This is a genomic window from Rhodococcus sp. A14 (assembly GCF_011603105.1).
In the GTDB taxonomy this organism is placed as follows: Bacteria; Actinomycetota; Actinomycetes; order Mycobacteriales; family Mycobacteriaceae; genus Rhodococcus_F; species Rhodococcus_F opacus.
The window spans coordinates 1-25,217 of sequence record NZ_JAAOQS010000038.1 but is presented as its reverse complement, the minus strand read 5'-3'; the positions used below and the strand labels follow the sequence as shown (position 1 = coordinate 25,217).

General features: G+C 67.0%; 21 protein-coding genes and 2 pseudogenes. 18 read left to right on the top strand and 5 right to left on the bottom strand.

Going from position 1 to position 25,217, the window contains the following annotated elements; genetic code table 11:
• The first annotated feature begins 40 nt into the window (after positions 1 to 40).
• The 11 genes and pseudogenes from G9373_RS20710 (at position 41) to G9373_RS20660 (ending at position 10,457) form a co-directional block, all read left to right on the top strand.
• A complete protein-coding gene (locus G9373_RS20710; protein WP_167116562.1) occupies positions 41 to 1,636 on the top strand; it encodes an AMP-binding protein in 1,596 nt (531 codons plus the stop codon).
• A gap of 3 nt (positions 1,637 to 1,639) precedes the next feature.
• Positions 1,640 to 2,776, top strand: a complete 1,137-nt coding sequence (locus tag G9373_RS20705) for a hypothetical protein (RefSeq protein ID WP_167116560.1) — start codon at positions 1,640 to 1,642, stop codon at positions 2,774 to 2,776.
• On the top strand, positions 2,773 to 3,798 hold the full coding sequence (locus tag G9373_RS20700; RefSeq protein ID WP_167116557.1) for a phosphotransferase family protein: 1,026 nt from the start codon (positions 2,773 to 2,775) through the stop codon (positions 3,796 to 3,798). The genes G9373_RS20705 and G9373_RS20700 overlap by 4 nt, the downstream gene beginning before the upstream one ends.
• Positions 3,795 to 4,181, top strand: coding sequence for a hypothetical protein (locus tag G9373_RS20695; protein WP_167116554.1), 387 nt, complete (start codon positions 3,795 to 3,797; stop codon positions 4,179 to 4,181). The genes G9373_RS20700 and G9373_RS20695 overlap by 4 nt, the downstream gene beginning before the upstream one ends.
• Positions 4,182 to 4,443: 262 nt before the next feature.
• Positions 4,444 to 4,632, top strand: a pseudogene (locus tag G9373_RS20690) (PEP-utilizing enzyme); the annotation flags it as partial.
• Positions 4,633 to 4,744: 112 nt separating this feature from the next.
• Entirely contained in the window at positions 4,745 to 5,950 is a 1,206-nt protein-coding gene (locus G9373_RS20685; RefSeq protein ID WP_167116551.1) for an acyl-CoA dehydrogenase family protein, read from the top strand.
• Positions 5,951 to 6,011: 61 nt separating this feature from the next.
• Positions 6,012 to 6,935 (top strand): SDR family oxidoreductase, encoded by a 924-nt coding sequence (locus G9373_RS20680; protein WP_133987156.1) that lies wholly within the window; start codon positions 6,012 to 6,014, stop codon positions 6,933 to 6,935.
• Positions 6,932 to 8,161 (top strand): MaoC family dehydratase N-terminal domain-containing protein, encoded by a 1,230-nt coding sequence (locus G9373_RS20675; protein WP_167116548.1) that lies wholly within the window; start codon positions 6,932 to 6,934, stop codon positions 8,159 to 8,161. The genes G9373_RS20680 and G9373_RS20675 overlap by 4 nt, the downstream gene beginning before the upstream one ends.
• Before the next feature lie 9 nt (positions 8,162 to 8,170).
• Positions 8,171 to 9,295, top strand: a complete 1,125-nt coding sequence (locus G9373_RS20670) for an acyl-CoA dehydrogenase family protein (RefSeq protein ID WP_167116545.1) — start codon at positions 8,171 to 8,173, stop codon at positions 9,293 to 9,295.
• A complete protein-coding gene (locus G9373_RS20665; RefSeq protein WP_133987150.1) occupies positions 9,292 to 10,065 on the top strand; it encodes an enoyl-CoA hydratase-related protein in 774 nt (257 codons plus the stop codon). Before G9373_RS20670 ends, G9373_RS20665 begins: the two co-directional genes overlap by 4 nt.
• Before the next feature lie 143 nt (positions 10,066 to 10,208).
• Positions 10,209 to 10,457, top strand: a complete 249-nt coding sequence (locus tag G9373_RS20660; RefSeq protein WP_167116543.1) for a hypothetical protein — start codon at positions 10,209 to 10,211, stop codon at positions 10,455 to 10,457.
• Between the two features lie 6 nt (positions 10,458 to 10,463).
• Here the strand turns inward: G9373_RS20660 and G9373_RS20655 are convergent, their stop codons facing one another.
• From G9373_RS20655 to G9373_RS20645, 3 genes are all read right to left on the bottom strand, one after another.
• Positions 10,464 to 12,746 (bottom strand): LuxR C-terminal-related transcriptional regulator, encoded by a 2,283-nt coding sequence (locus tag G9373_RS20655; RefSeq protein ID WP_167116541.1) that lies wholly within the window; start codon positions 12,744 to 12,746, stop codon positions 10,464 to 10,466.
• 76 nt (positions 12,747 to 12,822) lie between these two features.
• On the bottom strand, positions 12,823 to 14,124 hold the full coding sequence (locus G9373_RS20650) for a cytochrome P450 (protein ID WP_167116537.1): 1,302 nt from the start codon (positions 14,122 to 14,124) through the stop codon (positions 12,823 to 12,825).
• 289 nt (positions 14,125 to 14,413) lie between these two features.
• Positions 14,414 to 15,250, bottom strand: a complete 837-nt coding sequence (locus G9373_RS20645) for an IS5 family transposase (RefSeq protein WP_240960643.1) — start codon at positions 15,248 to 15,250, stop codon at positions 14,414 to 14,416.
• A gap of 51 nt (positions 15,251 to 15,301) precedes the next feature.
• On the opposite strand from G9373_RS20645, the gene G9373_RS20640 reads away from it, so the two are divergent.
• Positions 15,302 to 16,129, top strand: a complete 828-nt coding sequence (locus G9373_RS20640) for an LLM class F420-dependent oxidoreductase (protein WP_346842841.1) — start codon at positions 15,302 to 15,304, stop codon at positions 16,127 to 16,129.
• 317 nt (positions 16,130 to 16,446) lie between these two features.
• A pseudogene (locus G9373_RS48225) lies at positions 16,447 to 16,828 on the top strand (helix-turn-helix domain-containing protein); the annotation flags it as partial.
• Positions 16,829 to 16,850: 22 nt separating this feature from the next.
• Here G9373_RS48225 and G9373_RS20630 read toward each other — a convergent pair.
• Positions 16,851 to 17,633: a DeoR/GlpR family DNA-binding transcription regulator gene (locus G9373_RS20630; RefSeq protein ID WP_167116534.1), complete on the bottom strand. Its 783-nt coding sequence runs from the start codon at positions 17,631 to 17,633 to the stop codon at positions 16,851 to 16,853.
• Positions 17,634 to 17,769: 136 nt separating this feature from the next.
• On the opposite strand from G9373_RS20630, the gene gnd reads away from it, so the two are divergent.
• The 5 genes from gnd (at position 17,770) to G9373_RS20605 (ending at position 24,428) form a co-directional block, all read left to right on the top strand.
• Entirely contained in the window at positions 17,770 to 18,714 is a 945-nt protein-coding gene (gene gnd / locus G9373_RS20625) for a phosphogluconate dehydrogenase (NAD(+)-dependent, decarboxylating) (protein WP_346842840.1), read from the top strand.
• Positions 18,714 to 19,715 carry a glucose-6-phosphate dehydrogenase (coenzyme-F420) gene (fgd, locus tag G9373_RS20620; protein WP_167116528.1) on the top strand — a complete coding sequence of 334 codons (1,002 nt, stop codon included), beginning with the start codon at positions 18,714 to 18,716 and terminating at the stop codon, positions 19,713 to 19,715. Before gnd ends, fgd begins: the two co-directional genes overlap by 1 nt.
• On the top strand, positions 19,715 to 21,376 hold the full coding sequence (gene pgi / locus G9373_RS20615; protein WP_167116525.1) for a glucose-6-phosphate isomerase: 1,662 nt from the start codon (positions 19,715 to 19,717) through the stop codon (positions 21,374 to 21,376). The genes fgd and pgi overlap by 1 nt, the downstream gene beginning before the upstream one ends.
• Positions 21,364 to 21,741, top strand: a complete 378-nt coding sequence (locus G9373_RS20610) for a WhiB family transcriptional regulator (RefSeq protein WP_167116522.1) — start codon at positions 21,364 to 21,366, stop codon at positions 21,739 to 21,741. Before pgi ends, G9373_RS20610 begins: the two co-directional genes overlap by 13 nt.
• Before the next feature lie 146 nt (positions 21,742 to 21,887).
• Positions 21,888 to 24,428, top strand: coding sequence for a bifunctional FO biosynthesis protein CofGH (locus G9373_RS20605; RefSeq protein ID WP_167116519.1), 2,541 nt, complete (start codon positions 21,888 to 21,890; stop codon positions 24,426 to 24,428).
• A 184-nt stretch (positions 24,429 to 24,612) separates the two neighbouring features.
• Here the strand turns inward: G9373_RS20605 and G9373_RS20600 are convergent.
• On the bottom strand, positions 24,613 to 25,217 hold a 605-nt coding region (locus tag G9373_RS20600), incomplete at its 5' end, for a tyrosine-protein phosphatase (RefSeq protein ID WP_167116516.1).

Here is a 25,217-nt window from a genome sequence, read left to right as displayed (position 1 = left end):
ATTTAGTGACGGGATATCCCGAGCCGGAGAGCGAGGAAGCATGAGCGTGAATACCGAGACCGCGGCGGATGTGGTGTGGGGTGAGGAGGTCGTCGAGGCCGACTACGCCGGACACCCCGGCCGGACCTACGCCCGGTCGCCCGGTTCACTCGTGGAGCTGCTGGCAACCATCGGACCGTGGGACGGGCGTGACTTCCTCGTCCAGGGCGACGTCCGGATCGGCCACCGCGACTTCCTGCGTGCAATCCCTGCCGCTGCGGAAATGCTTGCGGCGCGGGGGGTCTCCCGTGGGGATCGCGTTTTGCTGCACTGCTACAACCGTCCCGAGTTCGCGCTGGCCACCTGCGCGGCATGGTGGTTGGGGGCGGTCCCGGTCTACGCCAACCGCTGGTGGAGCACAGATGAGGCCCGCCATGCGATTGCGGTGGCCGAACCTGCACTGGTCCTGTCCGATGCGACGGACTTCTTCGACGACGGCGTTCGGGTCGAGTCGATCGAGCAGCTTGCCGCGGCATGGACGAGCAACTCGACGTTTTCGCCGGTCGAGGGTGTCGCCCTCGACGACCCAGCACTCATCCTGTTCACCTCCGGCAGTTCCGGATCGCCGAAAGCCGTTGTGCTGTCGTCGCGCTCGGTGATCACCAATCAGCAGAACCTGCTGGTGCGCTCACGGCGGCTGCCGCACCGGCTCGATCCGGGCGGACCGCAGCCGGTCGCGCTGGTGTGCACCCCGCTGTTCCACATCGGGGGCGTGTCGAACATCCTCACCAACCTGCTGATCGGCGGACGGATGGTGATGACCGTCGGCAGGTTCGACGCCGGAGAGATCCTCGCACTGATCGAGGCCGAACGGGTGCAGGCCTGGGGTGGCGTCCCGACGATGGCGATTCGCCTGCTCGAACACCCCGACTTCGACGCCCACGATCTGTCGAGTCTGCGGTCGTTCCCGCTCGGCGGCGCCCCGTTGCCGCCGGCCCTGCTCGACCGGATGATCGCCAAGCTCCCGCAACTCGAGCGGCGCGGACTGGCCAACACCTGGGGCATGACCGAGACCGGCGGGTTCATGACCGTCGCGGGCAACGCGGACCTCGTCGAGCGGCCCGGCACCGTCGGGCGACCGTATCCCGTCGTCGAGATCCGCATCGGCGACCCCGACGAACGTGGAGTCGGTGAGGTCATCGTCCGCGCGCCCACGGTGATGCTGGGCTACCTCGGCATCGAGGACGGCACCGTGGACGACGCCGGCTGGCTGCACACCGGCGACCTCGGACACCTCGACGACGGCTACCTGTTCCTCGACGGCCGGAGCAAGGACATCGTGATCCGCGGTGGTGAGAACATCGCCTGCGCGCACATCGAGAAGACGATCCTCGGCCACCCGTCGGTCATCGAGGCGGCGGTCTTCGGTGTGCCGCACGAGGATCTCGGCGAAGAACTCGCCGCGGCGGTGACCCACCGGGTCGGTGAGGCGATCACCCCCGACGAGCTCGTCGCCCACTGCCGTAAAACACTCGGCTACTTCGAGATTCCCACGCACTGGCAGATCGACGACCGGCCACTGCCCACGCTGGCCGGCGAGAAGCTGAACAAGAAGGCCATCAAGGCGGCCTTCGTCGAATCCGTCCTGGAAGGATGACCGATGTTCCTCAGTCCCGCTGACGAGTACTTCACCCATCAGACCGCGCTCACCCACGCCATGGTCGCGACCAGTGACCCGTCCTGGCGGGAGCGGTACTGGGTCTCCCTCCAGGACACCGAGACCGGTGACACGGTGCTCACGCTGGGATTGGGCCGGTATCCGAACCAGGACGTGATGGAGGCGTTCGCCTGCTTCTCTGACAACGGTCGCCAGACCAACCTCCGGCTCTCCCGGTCGCTGTTGCCCGACAGTCACGCGATGGCCGTGGGCCCGTTGTCGTGCGATATCGTCGAGCCGCTGAAGGAACTGCGATTCACGCTGGGCAACAACGACTCCGGACTTAGGTTCGACGTGACCTTCGAGGCGAGGTTCGAGCCGATGCTCGAGGGGAAGTTCTTCCAGATCAGCCGGGCACGGACGACGTACGACGCGATCCGCTACGTGCAGCACGGCCGTGCGCGGGGGTGGATCGTGACCCCGGACGGGCGCCGCATCGAGGTGACGCCGGACCGGTGGTGGGCCGAGCGGGACCATTCCTGGGGCACCCGGCCGCTGCCGCGCGCGGAGGGGCAGCCGCCCGGTGAGCGTCCGGAATGGAAGCTGCTGCTGTTCGCACCGCTGCAGCTGCCCGACCTGGCCGTCCACCTGTACGTCCAGGAGTCCCGCCCCGGCCAGCCGGTGCATCTGTCCGCCGGCCTGATTGCACCACCCGGCGACGACCGGGAGCTGTCACCGATCACGGCGGTCGACCACGACCTGAAGTGGGACGACCGGGCAGCCGCGCCGACGCTCGTGGGTGGCCGCGTCACCCTCACGCAGCTCGACGGCGAGAAGATCGAACTCGAGATCCGTGCCCTGCGGGGACGGGCGCATCTGCGGGGTGGCGGCTACGAGGGCTGGAACGGCTGGCGTCAGGGCCAGTGGCGCGGTGACCTCACCGCCGAGCACGACGAGTGGGACCTGACCGACCGGGACAACTTCTACCGCTACGCCAAGGCGGGCTCTGATCACCTCGTCGAGGTGCGACGCGGGGACACTGTCGGATACGGCGTCATCGAGTACATGGTGCTGCCCGGCTACGGCCGTTACGAAGAGGCCCTGCCGCCGCGCCGATCACCGCAGCCGGAGCCACGATGAATACGCTCCGCGAGCGGTTGCCAGAACTCCTGCACGGCACCGGATTCCGCGACGCCAGTGACCCCGTCCGACTCGGTGGCGGCAGCTCGCAGGAGAACTGGGCCTTCGATGCGATCGCCGAGACCGACGGAAACCGGCGAGCCCTGCTGCTGCGCCGGGCGCCTGCCGGCGGTGTCGTCGACACCGAGCGCGACGTCGAGTTCGGCCTGCTGCGCTCTCTCGCCGGCTCCGGCCTGCCCATCGCCGCGGTGCATGCACTCGACGCCGACGGCTCGCTCATGGGCCGCCCGGCGATGATCGTCGACCGAGTGGCCGGGCGTGCGGACCGCGCGGCACTGCGGGACCGCGATCCGCTGCAACTCGGACGCGACGGCCGGATGTCGCTGGCGCAGGAACTCGCGGACCTACTGGGCGCGGTGCACCGGGTGGATCCGCCGGCGACCGGGCTCGTCGACGTGCTGAGGGTGCCGACCGATCCCGGGCACGCCGAGCTCGAACGCTGGACGGCCGAGCTCGACCGCGTCGAGCTCGAACCGCACCCCGCGCTGCGGGAGACGATCGCCTGGCTGGGCGACCATGTACCCCCTCCGTCACCGATCAGGTTGGTACACGGCGACTTTCGGCCGGCCAATGTCCTGGTCGACGGGCAACGGATCAGTGCGCTGCTCGACTGGGAACTCGCACACCTCGGTGACGCCCACGACGATCTCGGCTGGTACACGTGCTCGGTCTACCGGGCTGAACACTTCATCGACGGTCGATGGGGCGTCGAGGACTTCCTGCGGCGGTGGTCGCAGGCCTCGGGCATCGAGGTCGACCACGACCGTCTGCACTTCTGGCAGGTGATGACGGCGTTGCGTCTCGCGGTGATCGCACTGACCGGGGTCAGGGCGTTCTGCGAGGGCATCACCGATCGACCGGCCGGTCCCGCCGACCGCATCGAGCGCCTGGCCTTGCGGGAGACCGGGCTTCTCGAGGATTCCGACGACCACACCCGTGAGCGACCGGGAGGGCAGCGATGAGACCACGACCATCGGAGATCATCGCGGGCGTCCGCACTGTCCTGGGCGACACGATCGCGCCGGCCGTCGAGGGCGACCACGCGCGTGCCCGGTTGCACGAGGTTCGCGCGGTCCTTGCCCAGATCGACTGGGACAACGCCGGATTCCAGCTCGCCGAACGTGCCGACCGGTTGGGCGACGCGCTGCGCGACGCCCAGTCGTGGCTGGCCGGCGAGTTGCCGCCGCAGCCCGCCACAGGGGAGTACGCGGCGCTCGAGGAGTACTTCGAACGGCTGGCGGCGGTCGCGGTCGCAACCCTGAGTCGTCTGCGCACCGCTCGGCGGCTGGAGCCCGATGACGATGCCGCCGCGGCCAGCCATCGCGCGCTGCTGCGCGCGCTCTGACCGCACAGATACCTGTTGTCCATCAGTAGATAATCTACTAGCTAATAGTTGAGTACTAGAGTAAAGTCTCGCGTAGACGGTCTCCCACCGAGATCGGCAATCGGAAGGCGCGCCATGGTCGACATCTCTCAGCCGTTCGTCATCGACAACGCGCCGAGCGAACGGTTCCCGGTCTACACCCGGGCGAATACCGGTGAGGTGGCCGGCGGGGTGATCACCCCGTTGCGGTGGACGCTCAACGGCGGCATGGTCGTCGAGTCGCTGGACACCGATCTTCACCTCCGCCGAGGCGGTCGTGGTGAACGTCGGGTCGCCGCTCAGTCATGCCGCCATCGTCAGCCGGGAACTCGGCATGCCCTGCGTGCTCGGTGTCCGTGAGGCGACCGAGCGCATCGCCAACGGCACCCGCATCACCGTCGACGGCACCAACGGCACCGTCACCGTTCACTGAGTCCGGCCGTGTGCGGGCGTCGAGGACCGGTGCCCTCCAAGTAAATGATCTACACGTAGACAGTCTTAAACCAGAGTAAGAGCTGGGATGACCTCTGAAAGGTGGTGAAGTGATGACTCCGACTATCGACGAGTTCCTGGACGGGGCCCGGCGGTTCCTCGGGACCGTTGCCGACAGCCGGAACGGGTCGGCGGGGGCGGGCCCGGTGAAGTCCCGGTATGCGCTGTTCTCCGGGTCGACCGACGAAGAACTCAGTGCCGCAGTCGAATACCAGCGTGCGGCGTTCGACGCCGGCTTCGGCTGGATCACCGGGGCGGCAGACCGCGGCGGAGCCGGCCTGCCGACCGCCTACGAGCGCGCCTTCTCCGCGGCCGAGCGGGAGTTCCCGATCCCGTCGAAGGGGCCGCTGTCGGTGAGTCTGGGCATGGTGGCGCCGACATTGGCGCAGTTCGGTTCCCCGGAGGCCGAGCGGAAGTGGCTCACCGGCCTGCGCCGGGCCGACGTAATCGGTTGCCAGCTCTTCAGTGAGCCCGCTGCGGGTTCCGATCTCGCCGCCGTCCGCACCAAGGCGGTACCGGATGCGGCGGGCGGCGAGTGGACGCTCAACGGTCAGAAGGTGTGGACCTCGGGCGCTCACTACTCCGACATCGGGATCGCCCTGACCCGTACCAGCGACGGGCCGCGGCACAAGAACCTGACCGCCTTCGTCGTCGACATGCGGGCTCCCGGCGTCGAGGTGCGGCCGCTGCGCCAGATCACCGGAGCCGCCGACTTCAACGAGGTCTTCCTCACCGACGTCACGCTGCCGGACTGGTGCAGGCTCGGCGAGGTCGGCGAGGGCTGGTCGGTCGCCATCGCGATGCTCATGCACGAGCGCAACGCCATCGGCGGCTCGTCGAGCGGCGGTAGTGGACTGTTCCGGATGGACGACCTCGCCGCCTGGATCGCCGATCTCGGACGACACGAGGATCCGGCGGTGATCGAGGCCTTCGCGAAGGTGTACTCCGGGGTGACCTCGGCCAAGGCGATGCGTCGCCGCGCCGACGCCAATCTCAAGGCCAACGGGGTGCCGGGGCCGGAGATGTCGCTCGGGAAGCTGGCACTGACAGCGAACCTGCAGGCACTGGGCGAGCTGGTCACCGTCGTACTGGGTCCGCGACTCGTCGCCGACACAGGTGCGCCGCGCACGTATGCGTGGTCGGAATTCGTGCTCAGTGTGCCCGGTATGCGCATCGGTGGCGGGACCGACGAGATCCACCGCAACACGGTCGCCGAGCGCGTTCTGCGACTCCCCAAGGACACGCCGGTCCGCCACTAGCGGCCGGCATCTCGAATTGCGCTCTCCCGCAGGGGAGACGACTCACAGGTAAGGAAACTCGATGGGACACCTCGACGGAAGAACAGTCATCGTCACCGGCGCGGGCCGGGGTATCGGACGTGAACACGCTCTGCTGTTCGCGGCCGAGGGCGCCAATGTGGTGGTCAACGACCTCGGCGGCGCACAGGACGGCAGCGGCGCCGCGGCCGGCCCGGCCCAGGACGTGGTCGACGAGATCATCGCCGCCGGTGGCCGGGCCGTCGCCAACGGTGCCGACGTCGCCGACTCGGCCGGCGCGAGCCGGATCGTGGCCACCGCGATCGACACCTTCGGCGGCGTGGACGGACTGGTCAACAACGCCGGCATCCTGCGTGACCGCGTGCTGGTGAACATCGACGACGCCGACTGGGACCTCGTGCTCCGCGTCAACCTTCGCGGCACCTTCCTCATGACCCGAGAGGTCTCGCGCTTCTGGCGCGAACAGAGCAAGGCAGGTGAGCAGGTGACCGGCTCGGTCGTCAACACCAGCAGCGAATCGGGTGTGTTCGGCAATCCCGGCCAGACCAACTACTCGGCCGCCAAGGCCGCGGTCGCCAGCCTGACGCAGGTCGCAAGCAAGGAACTCAAGCGTTACGGCGTCCGGGTCAACGCGATCCTGCCGCAGGCGCGTACCCGCCTCACCGAGAGTGCCTTCGGTGACGCACTGGCCGGCAAGGACGGCGAGTTCGACCGCTTCGATCCGGCCAACGTGTCGCCCTTCGTCGGATATTTGCTGTCACCGGAGTGCCCCCTCACCGGCGAGGTCTTCCTGGTCGGCGGCTCGCGGGTGCAGCGTATCCAGCCGTGGACCAAGGACCCGGAGTGGAAGCTGATGGGTGATGGCCGATGGACCCTCGACGGGCTGAGCCGGGCAGTGGCCGAGGCCGGTGTCCCCAGTGGCGCGAGCACCTGGACCGCGAATCCGGAGAAGGCTGCCGCGCGATGACCACCACCGAGAAGGCCGCAGCGCCGGTGGACAAGACCACCGAGGCGAAGATGCCCGAGGCGGTCATTACCGACGAGATGATCGCGTCCATGAAGGCCCGGGCCGGGGTGGATCTGCGCATCGATCATTCGATCAACAACGAAGAGGCCACCCGTATCGCGGTGATCAAGTTCGCCGGCGGCATCGGCGACGTCAACCCGCTGTGGACCGACGCGGAACACGCGGCGAAGTCTGACTTCGGTGCCCCGGTGGCCCCGCCGTCCTTCGTGATCGGCTGCTTCTCCGGCATCCAGTTCGGTTGGCCGGGACTCGGGGCGTTCCACAACGCCACCCAGGCGCATTTCCATCAGCCGGTCTACTGGGGTGACACGATCACCGCGACCTGCCGCTACGACGGCTTCACCGGACCGCGGCCGAGCACGTTCGCCGGTCAGATGGTGACCGACCACTTCGTCAACTCCTACCGCAACCAGCACGACGAACTCGTCGCCGAGATCGACTGGCAGGTGGTGAACTTCGAGCGCGGTTCGGCCAAGTCCCGGTCCAAGGCCGCGGCATCGGACTCCGGCAAGCCGGAGCTGGTGCTGCCGCATCCGTGGCAGGAGGAGGAGATCCGCGAGGTCGAGGCGCGGGTGCTGAGCGAGAAGCCACGCGGCGCGCAGGCGCGCTACTGGGAAGACGTCGAGGTCGGTGACCCGATCCAGACGCTGACCAAGGGGCCGATCGGGCTGACCGACGAGGTCGCCTTCATCGCCGGGGGCGGCACCCCGATCCCGCGACTCAAGGCGCATGCCGCCGCACTCGTCGACTACCAGACCCATCCGGCATGGTCGTTCCGCGACCCGGTGATGGGTTCCAGCGAACCGATCTACGCGGTGCACTACAACAAGGCGGCCGCGAACGCGATGGGTGTGGCCTTCCAGTACGACGTCGGCTTCCAGCGACAGTGCTGGCAGACGCAGGTCCTCACCAACTGGTGCGGCGACCAGGGTTGGGTCCGCGACTGCAGTTCCGAGTACCGGGGCTTCGTCTACCTCTCCGACGTGGTCACCCTCGGCGGTGAGGTGACCGGCAAGTCGGTCACCTCCGACGGCGAGCATGTGGTGGAACTGCGAACGTTCGCCCGCAATCAGCGCGGCGCCGATGTCATGCCCGGCGCGGCGACCATCGCGTTGCCGTCCCGGGACGAGCAGTCGCCGGTCGCCCGGCGGGCCCGGAGCAAGTAGGAGATCGAGATGGCTGTCGATGCACAGGAACGAGCGGCGCTGGCCGAGGCGGTGCGCGATGCCGCCTCGGCCGGGCCCCGGGAATTCCTCGACGATCACGGCCGCCCGGAACGCGACGGGCGGTTGTGGAAGGTCCTGACCGAGCAGATGGGACTCGGCGCCCTGCTGGTCCCGGAAGCCCAGGGCGGTGCGGGCGCGGGTGTCACCGAGCTCGCGGTCGTCGTCGAGAACCTGGCCCGGACCCTGGCGGTGGTGCCGGGGCTGTCCTCGATCGGCATCGCCGGATCGTTGCTGCGGCTGGTCGGTACGGGCCCGGCGACGGAACTGCTGAGCCAACTCGGCGAGGACGGGCGGACCGCGACGGTGTGCTGGTCCGATCCGGCATCGACGACACCTGGCCCGTCGGCCGGGGCGCGCCGCGAGCAAGGCAACGAAAAGATCAGCGTCAGTGGGACGTTCGAGTTCGTGCTGGACGGAATGCACGCCGACGTACTGCTGGTTCCGGTCGTGCTCGGCGGCGACGTCGCGGTGGTGGCGGTCGACGCGGACGCGCCCGGTCTCACGCGGACAGCGGCGGTCGGTCTCGATCTGACGCGGGGCATGGCGACCGTCGAGTTCGATGGCGCACCGGCGTCCCTGCTCGGTGTAGGGGTTCCGCTCGGGGCCGCGGCCGATCTCGCCCTGGTGCTCATCGCCGCGGAACAGGTGGGCATCGCGCAGCACTGCCATGAGGCGGCGGTCGCGTGGGCCAAGGACCGGGTGCAGTTCGATCGCCCGATCGGTCAGTTCCAGGCCATCAAGCACCAGCTCGTCGACCTGCTCATGGCCGTGGAGCTCGGACGGTCGTCGCTCGACATCGCCGTCGTCGCCGCGGACGCCTACCTCGACGAGCGGTCGGAGGTGACCGCCCGAGACCTGTCGGTGGCCGCGAGCATGGCTCAGGCGAGGTGCGGCGACGCAGCGATGTTCGTCGCCGATGCGTCACTCCACATCCTGGGCGGCATCGGCTTCACCTGGGAGCACGACGCCCACCTCTATCTCCGGCGGGCCAAGGTGCTCGAGGTCCTGTTCGGCACCCCGGCCGAACACCGGTCGCGCTTCGCCGGGCTCTTGCTGCAGGCTGCGGTCCGATGAGCGAGCCGGCGGTGCTGTTGGACGTCAGCGAATCCGGCGTCGCGACCCTGACCTTGAACCGGCCCGACCGCAAGAACGGGCTGAACAAGCAGATGGTGGACGAGACGATCGTCGCACTCGAGTTGGTGTGGGCCGACGACCGCTGCCGGGTCCTGGTGATGACCGGTGCCGGAACCTCATTCTGCTCCGGCATGGACCTGTCGGAGAAGATCCTGCCCGACGAGATGACCTTCATGCGCCGCGTCGGGCATCTGTGCTCGCTGATCCACGATCTACCGCTGCCGGTGATCGCGAAGGTCCGCGGTGGGGCGGTCGGGTATGGCGCGAACCTCGCGCTGTGCGCCGACCTCGTGGCCGCCGCCGACGACGCGGTGTTCGGCGAGATCTTCGCCGAACGCGGTCTGTCCATCGACGGCGGGGGTTCCTGGCTGGTGCCGAGGCTGGTCGGTCTGGGCCGCGCCAAGGAGATCATGTTCCTCGCCGCCCGGGTCAGCGGCGCCGAGGCGGGGGAGATGGGGCTGGTCAACCGTGCTGTTCCGGCCGCCGAGCTCGACGCGCTGGTCGACAAGTGGGCCGACCGGCTCGCCGACGGCCCCCGGCGCGCCCTGTCGGTGATCAAGCAGCAGCTCAACGCCTCCTTCGAGCGCTCGTTCGCCGATGCGATCGAGGCCGAGGCGGTGGGGCAGGCCTTGTCCTTCCGTTCCAAGGAGTCCCGAGAAGGCGCCCGCGCCTTCTTCGAGAAGCGCTCGCCGGACTTCCGTTCCTGCTGAGGTCGTCCCACCTAAGGCACGTGACTTGAATCGCCTACATGCGTCGATGTGATGCAGAACATAGGTAGCGACTTAGGTGCTTTTCCGAATGGTCGCCGGCCTCCGCGCACGCCAAGCTGGGAAGCGGCAAAAGGAGGCCGGAAATGAACGCAATGCAGCTGGACGTACTGGAACGGGTCGCGGTCGACGAGTTGGCGACGGCGATGGTCGGCACGGCGAGCGCGGATTCTCCGGTGGTGCGGAACGGGGTCGCGACAACCAGCGCCTCGGTCCTGGAGCATCTCGTCGAACTCGGGTTGATCACCGGTGCGAGCGGCCCGACCGAACGCGGTCACGTCCGGATCACGCCGGCCGGCGTGGAGGCACTGGCCTACCTCGCTGCCGTGCCCTGACGGCTGTCAGGCGTCGCCGTCGGTCGCGCTGATCCACCGTGCGATCTGGGTCCGCGAGCGGAAGCCCAGCTTGGTCAGGATGTGATCGACGTGAGCGTCGACGGTTCTCGCGGAGATCACGAGCTTGGCCGCGATCTCCTTGTTGGTCAGACCGTCGGCCACCAGTTCGGCCACTTGCTGTTCGCGGCGGGTGACGCCGGACCGGCGAGCCGGTGCAGCTGGTCGGGGCTCGGTCGGGCCGTCGGCGCCGCGCGCGAGCCGCACCGTTTCGTCGAGCGTCAGGGCCCGCCCCTGGTCGAAGGCCGACACGAACGCGGCATCGCCCATCATCTGGCGCAGCCGCTTCTCGACGATCCGGGTGACCGGATCGAGCGCTGCCTGCGCCAGCTTCATGTGACTGTGCTGGTGCCACAGCGTCGCGGCCGCTCCCAGGAGTGCCGCAGATCGCGGGGGATCGCTGTCGGCGGCACACCACCCGATCACGTCGATGGCGACCACGGTCATCCCCGGATAGTCGAACGCCGCGTACAGGTCTATCGCCTCGGCCATCAGGGCCTCGGCGGCGGCGGTGTCGCCCTGGTGCCAACGCACGATCCCCATGGGTCCCAGGGCGGTGGCCCGCACCAGATGCCCCTGATGGCGGTCGGCGTAGTCCAGGTGACGCTGCGTGAACTTCTCGGCATCCGGGTGTTCGGTGATGAACGCGTAGAGCGCGGACAGTGCCATGCAGTCGGCGACCAGTCCGGGATCGGCTCGAGCGGTGTCCAGTTCGAGCGCCTGCTCGGCGAGCTCGAAGGCCCGGCTCCCGTCCCGACGCAACGATGCCTCGAGGGCGGCTGCGAAGTGTGCCCGGAACGTGAACTCATCGGTCCCCAGCTGCTCCGCCAGCTCGTTGTGTTCGCGGAGCATCGCGTGTGCCCGGTCGATCTCGCCGATGAGGAAGCCGAGGAGGCTGCCGGTGGCCAGGCCCATCGCGCGCTCCGGCGTCGGCTCGGTGAGTTGCTCGAGCGCGCGGACCGACCACTGGAATCCCTCCACCATGGTTCCCGACTGTGACCAGTAGGGCCGCATCGCGCGCACCATCTCGAGGGTTACCCCAGGTTGTCCCGGCTCGGCCACGCTGAACGCCATCGCCTCTCGGATGTTCGCGTGCTCGGCCCGGGTACGGGCGAACCATTCGATGTCGTCCGGGCTGCAGTAGTCGGTGTCGGAACGCTGCGCGAGGCGCAGGAAGTAGTCGCGGTGACGGATACGGACTGCGGCGGCGTCGGCGGACGATTCCCGTTTCTCGAGTGCGAACTGGCGCATCGGTTCGAGCAGCCGGTAGCGGCCTCGCTGGGCCTTCTCGTCGTCGATCCGAACGATCATCGACTTGTCGAGCAACGCGATTAGTTCGCGCAGGACGCCGTTCCCCGGCTCGGCCGGCAGGCAGACACCGTCGGCCGTCTCAGCGGTGAAACCTCCGGAGAAGACCGAGAGTTGTTCCCACACCTGACGTTCGCGAGGTGAACACAATCGGTAGCTCCAGTCGACGACCGACTGGAGGGTCTGGTGCCGGGCGGTGCGGGTCCGCTCGGTCGAGGACAGCAACGCGGTGTCGCCGAGGCGAGAGGCGATCTCGGCCGGGTTGAAGATCCGGATGTTCGCCGCTGCCAACTCGATGGCCAGGGGCAGGCCCTCGAGGCTGCGGCAGATCTCCTCCACGGCCGCACGGTTGTCGTCGGCGATCCGGAAATCGGGTTTGGCGGCCGACGCGCGCTCTTCGAACAACACCATCGCTTCGCCCAGGCCGCCCGGCGAGTCGACGGTCAGCGGACTGACCGGCAGCAATTGCTCACCCTCGACACCGAGCCGATGCCGGCTGGTCGCCAGAATCCTGACCGACGGCGACACGGAGAGCAACCGGCGCACCAGCTCTGAGCAGGCGTCGATGAGGTGCTCACAGTTGTCGAGAACCAAGAGGAGCCGTCTGGTCGCCGCATGCTCGGCGAGCTGGCCGAAGGCGTCGGCAGAATCGTTGGGAAGACCCAACTGGCGGCAGATCGTCTGCACCAGCAGGCCACCCTGGCGCAGATCGGCGAGTTCGACGATCCACACCCCGTCAGGGAACTCGCGACGGACGCTGCCGGCGACCGCGAACGCCAGCCGGGTCTTGCCGACCCCGCCGACTCCGGTCAGGGTGAGCAGTCGGCTGGTGCCCAGCAGGGTTCTCGCCCGTGTCAGGTCTTCGCGCCGGCCGACGAAACTTGTCAGTTCCACCGGTAGATTGCCGGCCGGACGGGTGGTCATCGAGCAAGTATCCCACTTCGCCTCGCCGGGCCGGCCGAGCCGCAGGGGCCCGGGCCGACCACTTGTGCTGCCGTCGCTACGTCTTCGCGACGAGTTCCACCGGCAGTGCGGTGATCCCCCGCAGAATGAAGCTGCGGTTGTAGTCGATCTCCGTGGTGGCGCGCTCCGGGATGATCTTCTCGATGCGAGACAGCAGCGCCTCGAGCGCGATGATCGCTTCGCGGCGGGCGAGGTGCATGCCGAGGCAGAGGTGTTCGCCGCGTCCGAAAGAGAGGTGACGCTTCGGGTCGTTCTCCTCGGAGACGTCGTGCGGGCACTTGAAGACCTCGGGATCGCGGTTGGCCGCCGCATAGATCATGAAGACCATGCTCCCGGCGGGCAGGTGGATCCCGGCGAGGTCGTAGTCCCGGGTGAGGGTGCGATACATACCCTGGGTGGGCGACTCGAGTCGCAGGACCTCCTCGACGAAGTCGGGAATCCGGGACATGTCCGCCTGGAGTCCGGCGAGCAGCTCGGGGTCGCCGGACAATCGCAGCAGGCAGCTGCCGATGAGGTTGGTGGTCGTCTCGTTGCCCGCAACCAGGAACTGAACCAGCATCTGCAGGAGTTCGTCTTCGGTGAGCGGGCGTTCGCCGTCGATCCGGGACTGCACGACGGCGGTCAGCAGGTCGTCCTTCGGCTCACGTTCGCGGTCGGCGATCTGCTCGGTGAAGTAGTCGTAGAAGTCGTCGACCGCCGCGAACAGCTCGATGATCTGTTCGCGGTCGAGATCATTCGCCCCGACCCCTCGCGTGAAGGCGATGGTCCACAGTTTGAAGACCTCCATCTTCGCCTCCGGGACGCCGAGGATCCGGGCGATCACCGTCATTGGGAACGGAAAGGTGAAGTTCTGCACCAGGTCGACCTTGCCCGCGGCGACCGCGGCGTCGACGATGGTCTCGGCGATCTCGGTGATGGCCGGCACCATCGAGTCGACGCTGCGGGGGGAGAAGGCGGAGGTGACCAGTCGACGTTGCCGGCGATGTTCCGGCGGATCGGAGTTCACCAGGACGGGCGACTTGCTCAGCCGCAGGCGCCGTGCCGCGTGGTCCCGGGTGGCGTCGGGGTAGCTGTCGTCGGCCACCACCCGTTCGGCGAGTGCGGTCACCGAGCTCGGCCCGCTCTGCTGTCGGCTGGAGAAGACCTCAGGCTGGCGCAGGATCGTGAGGATGTCGTCGTGGCGGGTGATCACCCACGCATTCAGGGTGTCGCTGTAGGCGATCGGGTGGTCCGCTTGCAGGGTGGAGTACGTCGGGAACGGGCACTTGCGGGCCTCGGGTTCCAGGGCGACCAGTTCATCGAAACCGGTGTCCGGGGGAATCGTGTGGGTGGTGGTCATCGGGCACTCCCTTGCAGGTCGTCTGTCGCGCCGAACTTCAGGCCGGCGGCATGCAAAAGCGCATTTACTCAGCGAGGCGTTGAAGTGACGTGTATCAGGCTATTGGCGAAATAGCCTAGTGTCAAATAATCGCAGATGCGACTAAATTGCACACATCGACTACCGATCAACGGGTCGGATCGGCGGTGTCCCGTCCGGTGGGGCGGCCACGGCCTGACTCCTCGCAAGCACGGGTGTCAGGATTGTGAGAGTGCGTTTGAAAACCGTCAGGTTCGGGCGAGCCGCCTCGTCATGGTCGCGATCGTCGCGATGTGAACCATGGCCTCGTGGTGGTCGGGTCTGGTTTCGTAGTCTCGCACGCAGCGGCGGTGCTTGTTGATCCACGCGAAACTTCTCTCGACCCCCCCACACGCGGGGTCGGACGTGGAAGCCGGTGGCGCCGGGGATGCGTTTGATGATCTGTATAGGCAGGGCGAGGACGTCTTTCGCCCAGACGGGCAGCCGTCCGGGATAACCGCCGTCGGCCCAGACCAGCCAGATGGTGGAGAACCTGCCGCGCAGTGCGGTCAGGAGTCGGTGCGCGGCGTCGGTCCTGGATCGAGGCAGCGGTGACGACGACGGCGAGCAGCAGTCCGTTCACATCGATGGCAACGTGTCGCTTGACGCCGTTCGTTCTCTTGCCGCCATCCCAGCCGCGGCTCGATCGGGGCACGGTATCCGCGGCCGGCACCGTCTGCGAGTAGATGATCGCCGCGGTCGGGCACCGGTCCCGCCCGTCACGCACTCGCAGGCGGTCGCGCAGCGCGTCGACGATGCGCTGCCACGCGCCGCTGTGGGACCAGCGGGCGAAGACCGCGTACACCGTCCCGGCTGGCGGGAACTCCATCGGCAGTTGCCGCCACGCGATACCACTGCGGACGATGTACAAGATGGCGTCCACTATTAGAGGGCGGCAATGCTTCTCGGGTCTGCCGCCGCGGCCTGCCGTGCTGCCGGGCGCGGGCAACAGCGGTTCGAGGGTCGTCCACTCTGCGTCGGTGACCGACGACGGGTACACCGCGCAACCGTGCCCGCCCGCCGCGTGGGGCGGGCACGACGGGCATGGCGGAATCGGCGATGATGTCATTCGGAATTGGTGTTGGCTACTGGGGGGCTGGGCCGGAAGAACGTCGAGCGGGTGTTGGCCGAGGCCGAGGAAGTCGGCGTCGAAAGCATGTGGACCGCAGAAAGCTACGGTTCGGATGCGATCTCGCCGCTCGCGTGGTGGGGGACTCGCACGTCCGCGATGCGGTTGGGTACTGCGATGTGCCAGATATCGGCGCGAAACCCCACCGCGCTGGCGATGGCCGCTGCAACCATCGATCATCTGAGCAGTGGCCGGATGGTGGTAGGTATCGGGGCGTCGGGCCCTCAGGTAGTCGAAGGCTGGTACGGACAGCCCTACCCGCGGCCGTTGGAGCGAACCCGGGAATACGTCGAGATCATGCGGGCAGTGTGGACCCGGAACGAGCCGGTAGCCTACTCCGGCCGCCACTATCAGTTGCCGTACACCGGGGACGGCGCCGCCGGACTGGGCAAACCACTGAAATCGACCGTACACCCGTTGGGCTCCGACATCCCTGTCTACCTGGGAGCCGAAGGACCGAAGAATGCGGCGCTCGCAGCTGAAATCGCTGATGGATGGTTACCACTGTGGTTCTCGCCGAAATCCGACGACTTCTACCGGAAAGCACTGACCGAGGGCTTCGCCCGACCCACCGCCCGCCGCGATCAGAACTCCTTCGATGTAGCCGGCGTGATCTGGGTCAGCGAGCACGACGACGTCGAGACTGCGGCAGCACGGATCAAATCCGTAATTGCGCTGTATGCAGGAGGAATGGGCGCCAAGGACGTAAACTTCCATAACGATATCTTCGTGCGGATGGGATGGGGCGAGGTCTGCAGCAAGGTCCAAGAACTGTATCTCTCTGGGCGGCAACGGGAAGCCGCAGAAATGATCCCCTGAGTGCGTGCAGTGCGAGGGTGTTCACGGCGCGCGCATGCCAGCGTGAGGCATTGTGGATGAGCGCGCTCGGGTCGTCGGAGAACAGGCTCGTCGCCGTCAGCGATGCGGCGTTGCTGGGACGTAGTCGGCGGGACGGCTGCGCTCATCCCGTGGTCGCCCGTCCCTGGCGGCGGTCGCCTCACCCGAGGCGGCGGACGCGGAATCTGCAATACTGTCCCCTATTCGGGTCTAGTGCCGCACGCGGGTTTGTTTCCCCGTTGGTCCGACGCGCCGCTTGATTGCCGGTCGCTGGACGCTACCTCGGTCATCCTGATCAGATGGCAGAGCGAGTGCGGGTTCGGGAGATCGATGATGACGAGTGGAAACGGCTGCTGCGCATCGTGCGCCGAGGCACCGGATCCGTGGTGACCTGGCGGCGGGCGCAGATGATCTTACTGTCCGTCCAACGGATGCCTGTCGTCAATTCGCGAGGTCAGCTTCACCAGCGCCGACCGGGTCCGGGACGAGATCCACAATTTCAACACCGACGGGTTCGACTCGCTGTACCCGAAATGCAAAGGGGGAAGACCGAAGAAGTTCACTCTGTCCGGACGCCGGGAGATCAAGAAGATCGCCAAGTCCACCCCGACCGAGCGCGACCTGCCGTTCTCGACCTGGAGCCTGTCCAAGCTGGCCGAGTTCCTGGTCGCCGAGGGGGTGGAGTCTCGATATTGGGAGTAGCTTAGTTGTTCTGCTGATGGTCGTCAGCTACGCGCGCACGGACAACTTGGTCGCCGTACTGTTCGGCCTGGACGCCCGGAAGTCCGGTGTCGGTGAGGATCATGTCGACTTCGTCGATCGCGGCGACTTTGGCGAGGGCGCGGTGTCCGAGTTTGGAACTATCGGCGACGACTGCGGTGCGAGTTGCTGCCGAGATTATTGCCCGCTTGAGTGGAACTTCGAGGGTGTTGCTGTTGGTGATGCCCGCGATGGGGTCGATGGCGTCTGCGCCGAGGAAGGCCCAGTCGGCCGAGTAGTCGGACAGAAAGTCGACGGCGCGTTCACCGACGAGCGTGAAGACGGATCCGAGCAGCTCACCGCCGGTCACGAGTAGTCGTGTGCCGGGGATGGTGGCCACATACTTCCCGATTCGGAGGTCGTTGGTGATGATCGTCAGATCGGCCTTGTGGCGAAGTTCGCGGGCCACCTGGTAGGTGGTTGACCCGCTGTCGAGAATGATGGTTTGGCCATCTGTTACCTGCTGTGCCGCAAGATGCGCGATCGCGGTCTTTTCTTGTCGGTGCTCGGTTTCCTTCACCGCATAGGGGATCTCGGATGATGCGCCGGTGACGGGTCGGGCTCCTCCGTGGGTCCGTTCGGCGTGGCCGGACCGAACCAGCGTGTCGAGATCGCGCCGAATCGTGGACGTGTCGACGCCGAGTTCGCGCGAGAGGATCTTGGCCTCGACGTAGCCGTCGACTTGGAGGCGTTGGAGTATCTGACCTCGTCTTTCCGTGGCGGACACGACTCTCTCCTCGGCATCGGCACTGTGTGAAATCTGGTTGGGGCTCCACGATTCTAGCGATGAGTGCGCAGATATTGACAGTTCAGCGGGATGAACGGCATGATTACAGGCATTCGATGCGCGATTTCGTGCAGCGGTGGAGTCTGGATCCCGCGCCGATCGCCACGCAACTGTCGAGGAGCTTCCGATGCAATTGGGTTTGATAGGTCTAGGGCGGATGGGCGGAAACATGCGAGAGCGTGTTCGCGCCGCCGGTCATGAAGTCATCGGGTTTGACGCCGATCCGTCGATCCGGGATGTGGGGTCATTGGCTGCACTGGTGACTCGTCTCAGCAGTCCGCGGGTGGTCTGGGTGATGGTTCCCGCGGGTGAGCCGACCCGCAGTGTGATCGACGCACTGCGCGGTTTGTTGGCGGCGGGGGACCTTGTCATCGATGGAGGCAATTCTCGCTTCTCCGATGACGAGGTGCACGCGGATGTCCTGCGGGAGCGTGGAATCGGTTACCTGGACTGCGGCGTGTCCGGGGGAGTATGGGGCCTGGAAGAGGGCTACGGTCTGATGGTGGGCGGCGGGGATGCGGATGTGGCTCGCGCGATGCCGATCTTCGACGCACTGCGGCCCGAAGGGAAGCGGGACGAGGGTTTCGTGCATGCCGGTCCGGTCGGCGCCGGCCACTACGCAAAGATGGTGCACAACGGCATCGAGTACGGCTTGATGCAGGCGTACGCGGAGGGATACGAACTGCTGGCCGCCGAACCCCGGATCACCGCCCCCGACAGTGTGATGAGGGCGTGGCAGAACGGCACCGTGGTGCGCTCCTGGCTGCTCGAACTTCTCGTCTCGGCGCTGCGGGAGGACCCAGGACTGAGCGCGATCACCGGATACACCGAAGACTCCGGTGAGGGCCGCTGGACCGTCGAAGAGGCTATCGCGCACGCCGTGCCGGTTCCGGTGATCTCGGCCGCCCTGTTCGCACGATTCTCCTCCCGCCAGCCGGACTCGCCAACGATGAAGGCAGTGTCGGCCCTACGACAGAAATTCGGTGGACATCAGGTCCGGACTATGGAGGCGGTGCAGTAATGATCAGGTTGGGTTACAAGGCGTCTGCGGAGCAGTTCGGTCCGCGGGAGTTGGTGGAGCTGGGTGTTCTGGCGGAGGCGCACGGTATGGATTCGGCGACGGTGTCGGATCATTTCCAGCCGTGGCGGCACGAGGGTGGGCATGCGCCGTTCTCGTTGGCGTGGATGACGGCGGTCGGGGAGCGGACGGAGCGGTTGCAGTTGGGGACGTCGGTGATGACGCCGACGTTCCGGTACAACCCGGCGGTGGTGGCGCAGGCGTTCGCGACGATGGGGTGTCTGTATCCGGGGCGGATCATGCTCGGGGTGGGTACCGGTGAGGCATTGAACGAGATCGCGACGGGTTTCGCGGGTCAGTGGCCGGAGTTCAAGGAGCGGTTCGCGCGGCTGCGGGAGTCGGTGCGGTTGATGCGTGAGCTGTGGCTCGGCGACCGGGTCGATTTCGAGGGTGAGTACTTCACCACGAAGGGGGCGTCGATCTACGACGTGCCCGAGGGTGGGATTCCGGTGTACATCGCGGCCGGTGGTCCGGTGGTGGCCCGGTATGCCGGTCGTAGCGGTGACGGGTTCATCTGCACGTCCGGTAAGGGCATGGAGTTGTACACGGAGAAGTTGATGCCTGCGGTCGCGGAGGGGGCGGCGAAGGCCGGCCGTGATGTGGCGGAGATCGACACGATGATCGAGATCAAGATTTCGTACGACACGGATCCGGAGTTGGCGCTGGAGAACACGCGGTTCTGGGCGCCGTTGTCGTTGACGCCGGAGCAGAAGCACAGCATCGATGATCCGATCGAGATGGAGAAGGCGGCGGATGCGTTGCCGATCGAGCAGGTCGCGAAGCGGTGGATCGTGGCGTCGGATCCGGATGAGGCGGTGGCCCAGATCCGCCCGTATCTCGATGCCGGATTGAACCACCTGGTCTTCCACGCTCCCGGCCACGATCAGAAGCGGTTCCTGGAACTCTTCGAGCGGGATCTTGCCCCGCGGCTGCGGGCGCTGTGATGACCACATCCACCGACGTCACCGAAATCCCGGTGTGGCAGAAACTCACCGATCACCAACAGGCGATCGCCGCCCTGCATCTGCGGGAGCTGTTCGACACCGATCCAGGCCGCGGCACCGATCTGACCGTTACCGCCGGCGACTTGTATGTGGACTACAGCAAACACCGGATCACACGTGAAACCCTCGGTCTTCTTCTCGATCTTGCGCGTGCCGCCGGCGTGGAGGAACAGCGGGACGCGATGCTTTCCGGCGCCCACATCAATGTGTCCGAAGACCGTGCGGTCTTGCATACGGCGCTGCGAGAGCGCCGCGATGCCACCCTGATGGTGGACGGGCAGGATGTCATCGGCGACGTCCACCGTGTGTTGGATCGGATGGGTGCGTTCACCGATCGGATTCGGTCCGGGGACTGGCGCGGCGCCACCGGTAAGGCCATCCGAACGGTGGTGAACATCGGTATCGGTGGCTCGGATCTTGGCCCGGCCATGGTCTATCGCGCGTTGCGTCACTATGTAGACGGACCCGAGGTGCGGTTCGTGTCGAATGTCGACCCCGCGGACCTGGTCTCGACTTTGTCGGACCTCGACCCCGCCAGCACACTGTTCATCGTTGTTTCCAAGACGTTCTCGACGTTGGAGACCATGACCAACGCGGCAGCGGCCCGCAGATGGGTCACCGAGACTCTCGGCGACGATGCGGTCCCGCACCATTTCGCCGCCGTCTCGACGAACGCCGAACGGGTGGCCGCGTTCGGAATCGACCCGGCGAATACCTTCGGATTCTGGGACTGGGTCGGCGGACGGTACTCGGTGGGCTCGGCCGTCGGACTCGCGGTGATGGCCGCGATCGGACGAGATCGCTTCGCCGAATTTCTCGACGGATCCCGCAAGATCGATGAGCACTTCCGCACTGCGCCGCTCGAGTCGAATGCACCAGTCATGTTGGGTCTGCTGGGCGTCTGGTACGCGAGCTTCTTCGACGCCGACTCCCGTGCTGTGCTGCCGTATTCGCACGACCTCGCACGGTTTCCGGCCTACCTGCAGCAGCTGACGATGGAATCGAACGGCAAGTCGGTACAGGCTGACGGGACTCGCGTTGGTGCGGCGACCGGCGAAGTGTTCTGGGGTGAACCCGGCACGAACGGTCAGCACGCCTTCCATCAACTTCTGCATCAGGGCACGCGGTTGATTCCCGTGGACTTCCTGGGGTTCGCGCAACCGATTGATGATCTCCCCACTCTTGACGGCGCGGGGTCGATGCACGGTGTGCTGACGGCGAACATGCTCGCCCAGTCCAAGGTGCTGGCATTCGGAAAAACCGCTACCGAGGTCGTCGCAGACGGGACACCGCCCGAACTCGTACCGCACAAGGTGATGCCCGGAAACAGGCCGTCGACCACGATCCTTGGCACGAAGCTCACACCGTCGACCCTCGGGCAGCTGATCGGCTTGTATGAACACCAAGTCTTCGTACAAGGGGTCGTGTGGGGCATCGACTCGTTCGACCAGTGGGGTGTCGAACTCGGCAAGACATCGGCTCTGGAACTGGGCCCTGCCCTCTGGGACACAGACGGCGCAGCTTATGACGGGGATAGCTCCACCGCAGGGTTGATACGCGCCTACCAACTGGCGAGAGGACAACACGTTTGCCTGCATTAGCGGTACGGCTTCCGTCGCCGAGCGCAGAGTCCTGGGATTGGCAACTGTCCGCAGCCTGCCGGGACGCCGACCCCGCGGTGTTCTTCCATCCTGACAATGAACGAGGCGAACCACGCGCGAGTCGAGTACGTGCCGCGAAACGGATCTGCCTCCGATGCCCCGTGCGCGCGAGGTGCCTCAACTACGCACTCGAAGCCTACGAACGCCACGGAATCTGGGGCGGCTACATCGAGGAGGAGCGTAGGACGCTTCAAAGGATGCGGGACGTGGAAAGCCAACCAACCGCCGCCATCCGGCCGGGGAATGCAGACCACGGCCGGAGGTTGCCGTCATCTGCGGTGCGCGCACCCACTACGATCCACTAGCGACGCGAGTCGCGGTCTACGCAATGTAGGGGTGATCAGGTCTTCTTGACTCACTGTCCGCGCGCCATTCGGCCTATGCGGGCGGTTGAATACGTGCCGTCGACTCTGCCTCGTTCAAATCGCCTAAGCCGTAGACAGGACATGTCATGACACAGTGCTCGATGGCTACTCACGTCCCGACTCCTTCGTCGATGCGGCGGGTGCTGCGCCGCGCGCGCGACGGCGCCACTCTGAACGTGGACGAGGCGACGGTCCTGCTGCAGGCCCGCGGCGACGATCTGGCCGATCTGTGTTCGTCGGCGGCGAAGGTCCGGGACGCCGGGTTGCTGGCGGCGGGCAGACCCAGGGCTGTCACGTACTCGCGCAAGGTGTTCATTCCGCTGACGCGGTTGTGCCGGGACAAGTGCCACTACTGCACGTTCGTCACCGTGCCCGGCAAGTTGCGGGCCGAGGGGCGCGGCGCGTACCTGGAACCGGACGAGGTGCTGGAGATTGCGCGGCAGGGCGCCGAATTGGGCTGCAAGGAAGCCCTCTTCACCCTCGGCGACCGCCCCGAGGATCGGTGGCCGGAGGCCAAGCAGTGGCTGGACGAGCGCGGCTACGATTCGACGCTGGACTACCTGCGGGCGATGTCGATCGGGGTGCTCGAGGAGACCGGACTGCTGCCGCACCTGAACCCGGGTGTGATGAGCTGGGGGGAGATCTCCCGGCTCAAGCCGGTGGCTCCCTCGATGGGCATGATGCTCGAGACGACGTCCACCCGGTTGTTCACCGACAAGGGCGAGTGCCACTACGGCAGCCCGGACAAGGATCCGGCGGTGCGGTTGCGCACGCTCACCGACGCCGGCAGGTTGAGTGTGCCGTTCACGACGGGCATTCTGGTGGGTATCGGCGAGACCGTGCGGGAGCGGGCGGAGTCGATCATGGCGATCCGCAAGTCGCACAAGGCGTTCGGCCACGTTCAGGAAGTGATCGTCCAGAATTTCCTCGCCAAGCCCGACACCGCGATGCGTGATACGCCGGATGCGGGTCTCGAGGAGTTCGCCGCGACCATCGCCGTGTCCCGGCTGCTGCTCGGCCCGGGGATGCGCATCCAGTCACCGCCCAACCTGGTGTCGAACACCGAATGCCTGGCGTTGCTGGGTGCGGGTGTCGACGACTGGGGCGGCGTGTCGCCGCTGACCCCGGACCATGTGAACCCGGAGCGGCCGTGGCCGAACCTGGACACCCTGGCCGCGATCACCGCGGAGGCCGGGTTCGAGCTCACCGAGCGCACGGCGGCGCAGCCGCAGTTCGTGCTGGCCGGCTCGCCGTGGATCGACCCGCGGATCACCGGGCACGTGCAGGCCCTCGCGGACCCGCACACCGGGCTGGCGAAGCTCGACACGAAGCCGGTGGGGTTGCCGTGGCAGGAGCCGGACGAGTCCTGGGAGTCGACGGGCCGGGTGGATCTGCACACCGAGATCGACACCGACGGCCGCAACACCGAGACGCGCAGCGATCTGGGCAGTGCGTTCGGGGACTGGGAGACCGTCCGCGAGCAGGTGCTGGAGTTGAGCGGCCCGGTGCGGGTGGACACGGACGTCCTCGCGGCGCTGCGCAGCGCCGAACGGGACCCGGCGGGCTGCACCGACGACGAGTACCTGGCGTTGGCGACGGCCGAGGGTCCGGGGCTCGAGGCGATGGTGGCGCTGGCGGATGCGCTCCGCAAGGACGCCGTCGGCGACGAGGTGACCTATGTGGTGAACCGGAACATCAACTTCACCAACATCTGCTACACCGGCTGCCGTTTCTGCGCGTTCGCGCAGCGCAAGGGCGACGCGGACGCGTTCACCCTGTCCACCGACGAGGTCGCGGACCGGGCCTGGGAGGCCCACGTCGCGGGCGCGACCGAGGTCTGCATGCAGGGCGGCATCGACCCGGAACTCCCGGTCACCGGGTACGCCGATCTGGTGCGCGCGGTGAAGGCGCGGGTGCCGTCGATGCACGTGCACGCGTTCAGCCCGATGGAGATCGTCAACGGCGCCTCCCGCGGCGGGCAGAGCATCCGGGACTGGCTGACGGAACTGCGCGAGGCGGGTCTGGACACCATTCCCGGCACGGCCGCGGAAATCCTCGACGACGAGGTGCGCTGGGTGCTCACCAAGGGCAAGCTGCCCACCGCCACCTGGATCGAGGTGGTGACCACGGCGCACGAGCTGGGTCTGCGGTCGAGTTCGACGATGATGTACGGCCACGTCGACAACCCGAAGCACTGGGTCGGGCATCTGCGGGTGCTGCGCGGAATTCAGGATCGGACGGGCGGATTCACCGAGTTCGTGCCGTTGCCGTTCGTGCATCAGAGTGCGCCGCTGTATCTGGCGGGCGCGTCCCGTCCGGGCCCGACCAACCGTGACAACCGGGCGGTGCACGCCCTGGCCCGGATCATGCTGCACGGGCGGATTCCGAACATCCAGACCAGCTGGGTCAAGCTCGGGGTCACCGGTACCCAGGTGATGTTGCAGGGCGGCGCGAACGATCTCGGCGGCACGTTGATGGAGGAGACCATCTCCCGGATGGCGGGTTCGGAGCACGGATCCGAGAAGACCGTCGAGGAACTGCGGGCCATCGCCGAGGGAATCGGCCGCCCGGCACGCGAACGCACCACCACCCACACCCTCCCGAACGCCCTGGCATCCCTACCATGACCACAACCGAGACCGATCGTTACGGAGTGGTCGTCCCCATCTGATCTCTGAAAACGGGTACGAGCCCCGCGGGGGAGTCGCGTGCGCACTGTGTGGCTGTGATGACCGAAGCGCGAGCAAGTCATGATTGATCGGGACTGGACGTCTCTGTCCGCGTCGTCGGATGAGTCCGCGTCGTGCTTCGTCACGGGCTCGCGGTGAAACGCGCGGTCCAGAGTTGGAGTGCCTCGGCGGTGGCACCGTGCGACTGCACCCACCCGCGCACTCCGCCGGGGTGCGCGTCCCAGTGCGACAGAACCCCTTCGATGGCGGCGGGGACGGCGCCGCGGAGGTCACGGTCGTGGGGATGCGTCCGGCCGAGTTCGGGAGCGAAGCGGGTGATCCGCGCCAGGATGGCCGGCATGTGTTCGTTGGTCGAGACGTAGTCGGCGACGATGTCGCCGGGTTCGACGCCTGCGATGCGCAGCAAGAGAGCGGCGGCGATTCCGGTGCGGTCCTTGCCTGCGGCGCAGTGCAGCAGCACCGGTCCGGGGGCGGTGGCCGCGATCTGCAGGACGTCGGCGAGTTGCTTCCCCGCGTTGATCAGGATCCCCTGGTAGATGTCGGCGAGCCGGGCGCCCTGGCTGGGCGCGGTGACTTCGGTGTCGGTCAGCAGGGAGATCAGATGCACGGCGGTGCCGTCGGACTGCAACGGGTGCGCGCGGGCGGCGAACTCCCGGGGGCTGCGGAGATCGACGACGGTCCGGACCGGCCATTCGGCGACGGCGGTGGGGTGGGCATCGCCTGGGG

What these genes read in the sequence shown, in the direction of transcription:
- G9373_RS20685 (WP_167116551.1), top strand. Translation starts at nt 4,745, where the DNA reads ATGACTCCGACTATCGACGAGTTCCTGGACGGGGCCCGGCGGTTCCTC.
- G9373_RS20700 (WP_167116557.1), top strand. Translation starts at nt 2,773, where the DNA reads ATGAATACGCTCCGCGAGCGGTTGCCAGAACTCCTGCACGGCACCGGA.
- G9373_RS20665 (WP_133987150.1), top strand. Translation starts at nt 9,292, where the DNA reads ATGAGCGAGCCGGCGGTGCTGTTGGACGTCAGCGAATCCGGCGTCGCG.
- G9373_RS20670 (WP_167116545.1), top strand. Translation starts at nt 8,171, where the DNA reads ATGGCTGTCGATGCACAGGAACGAGCGGCGCTGGCCGAGGCGGTGCGC.
- G9373_RS20660 (WP_167116543.1), top strand. Translation starts at nt 10,209, where the DNA reads ATGAACGCAATGCAGCTGGACGTACTGGAACGGGTCGCGGTCGACGAG.
- G9373_RS20705 (WP_167116560.1), top strand. Translation starts at nt 1,640, where the DNA reads ATGTTCCTCAGTCCCGCTGACGAGTACTTCACCCATCAGACCGCGCTC.
- G9373_RS20655 (WP_167116541.1), bottom strand. Translation starts at nt 12,746, where the DNA reads ATGACCACCCGTCCGGCCGGCAATCTACCGGTGGAACTGACAAGTTTC.
- G9373_RS20675 (WP_167116548.1), top strand. Translation starts at nt 6,932, where the DNA reads ATGACCACCACCGAGAAGGCCGCAGCGCCGGTGGACAAGACCACCGAG.
- G9373_RS20710 (WP_167116562.1), top strand. Translation starts at nt 41, where the DNA reads ATGAGCGTGAATACCGAGACCGCGGCGGATGTGGTGTGGGGTGAGGAG.
- G9373_RS20680 (WP_133987156.1), top strand. Translation starts at nt 6,012, where the DNA reads ATGGGACACCTCGACGGAAGAACAGTCATCGTCACCGGCGCGGGCCGG.
- G9373_RS20695 (WP_167116554.1), top strand. Translation starts at nt 3,795, where the DNA reads ATGAGACCACGACCATCGGAGATCATCGCGGGCGTCCGCACTGTCCTG.
- G9373_RS20605 (WP_167116519.1), top strand. Translation starts at nt 21,888, where the DNA reads ATGACACAGTGCTCGATGGCTACTCACGTCCCGACTCCTTCGTCGATG.
- pgi (WP_167116525.1), top strand. Translation starts at nt 19,715, where the DNA reads ATGACCACATCCACCGACGTCACCGAAATCCCGGTGTGGCAGAAACTC.
- G9373_RS20645 (WP_240960643.1), bottom strand. Translation starts at nt 15,250, where the DNA reads ATGACATCATCGCCGATTCCGCCATGCCCGTCGTGCCCGCCCCACGCG.
- fgd (WP_167116528.1), top strand. Translation starts at nt 18,714, where the DNA reads ATGATCAGGTTGGGTTACAAGGCGTCTGCGGAGCAGTTCGGTCCGCGG.
- G9373_RS20650 (WP_167116537.1), bottom strand. Translation starts at nt 14,124, where the DNA reads ATGACCACCACCCACACGATTCCCCCGGACACCGGTTTCGATGAACTG.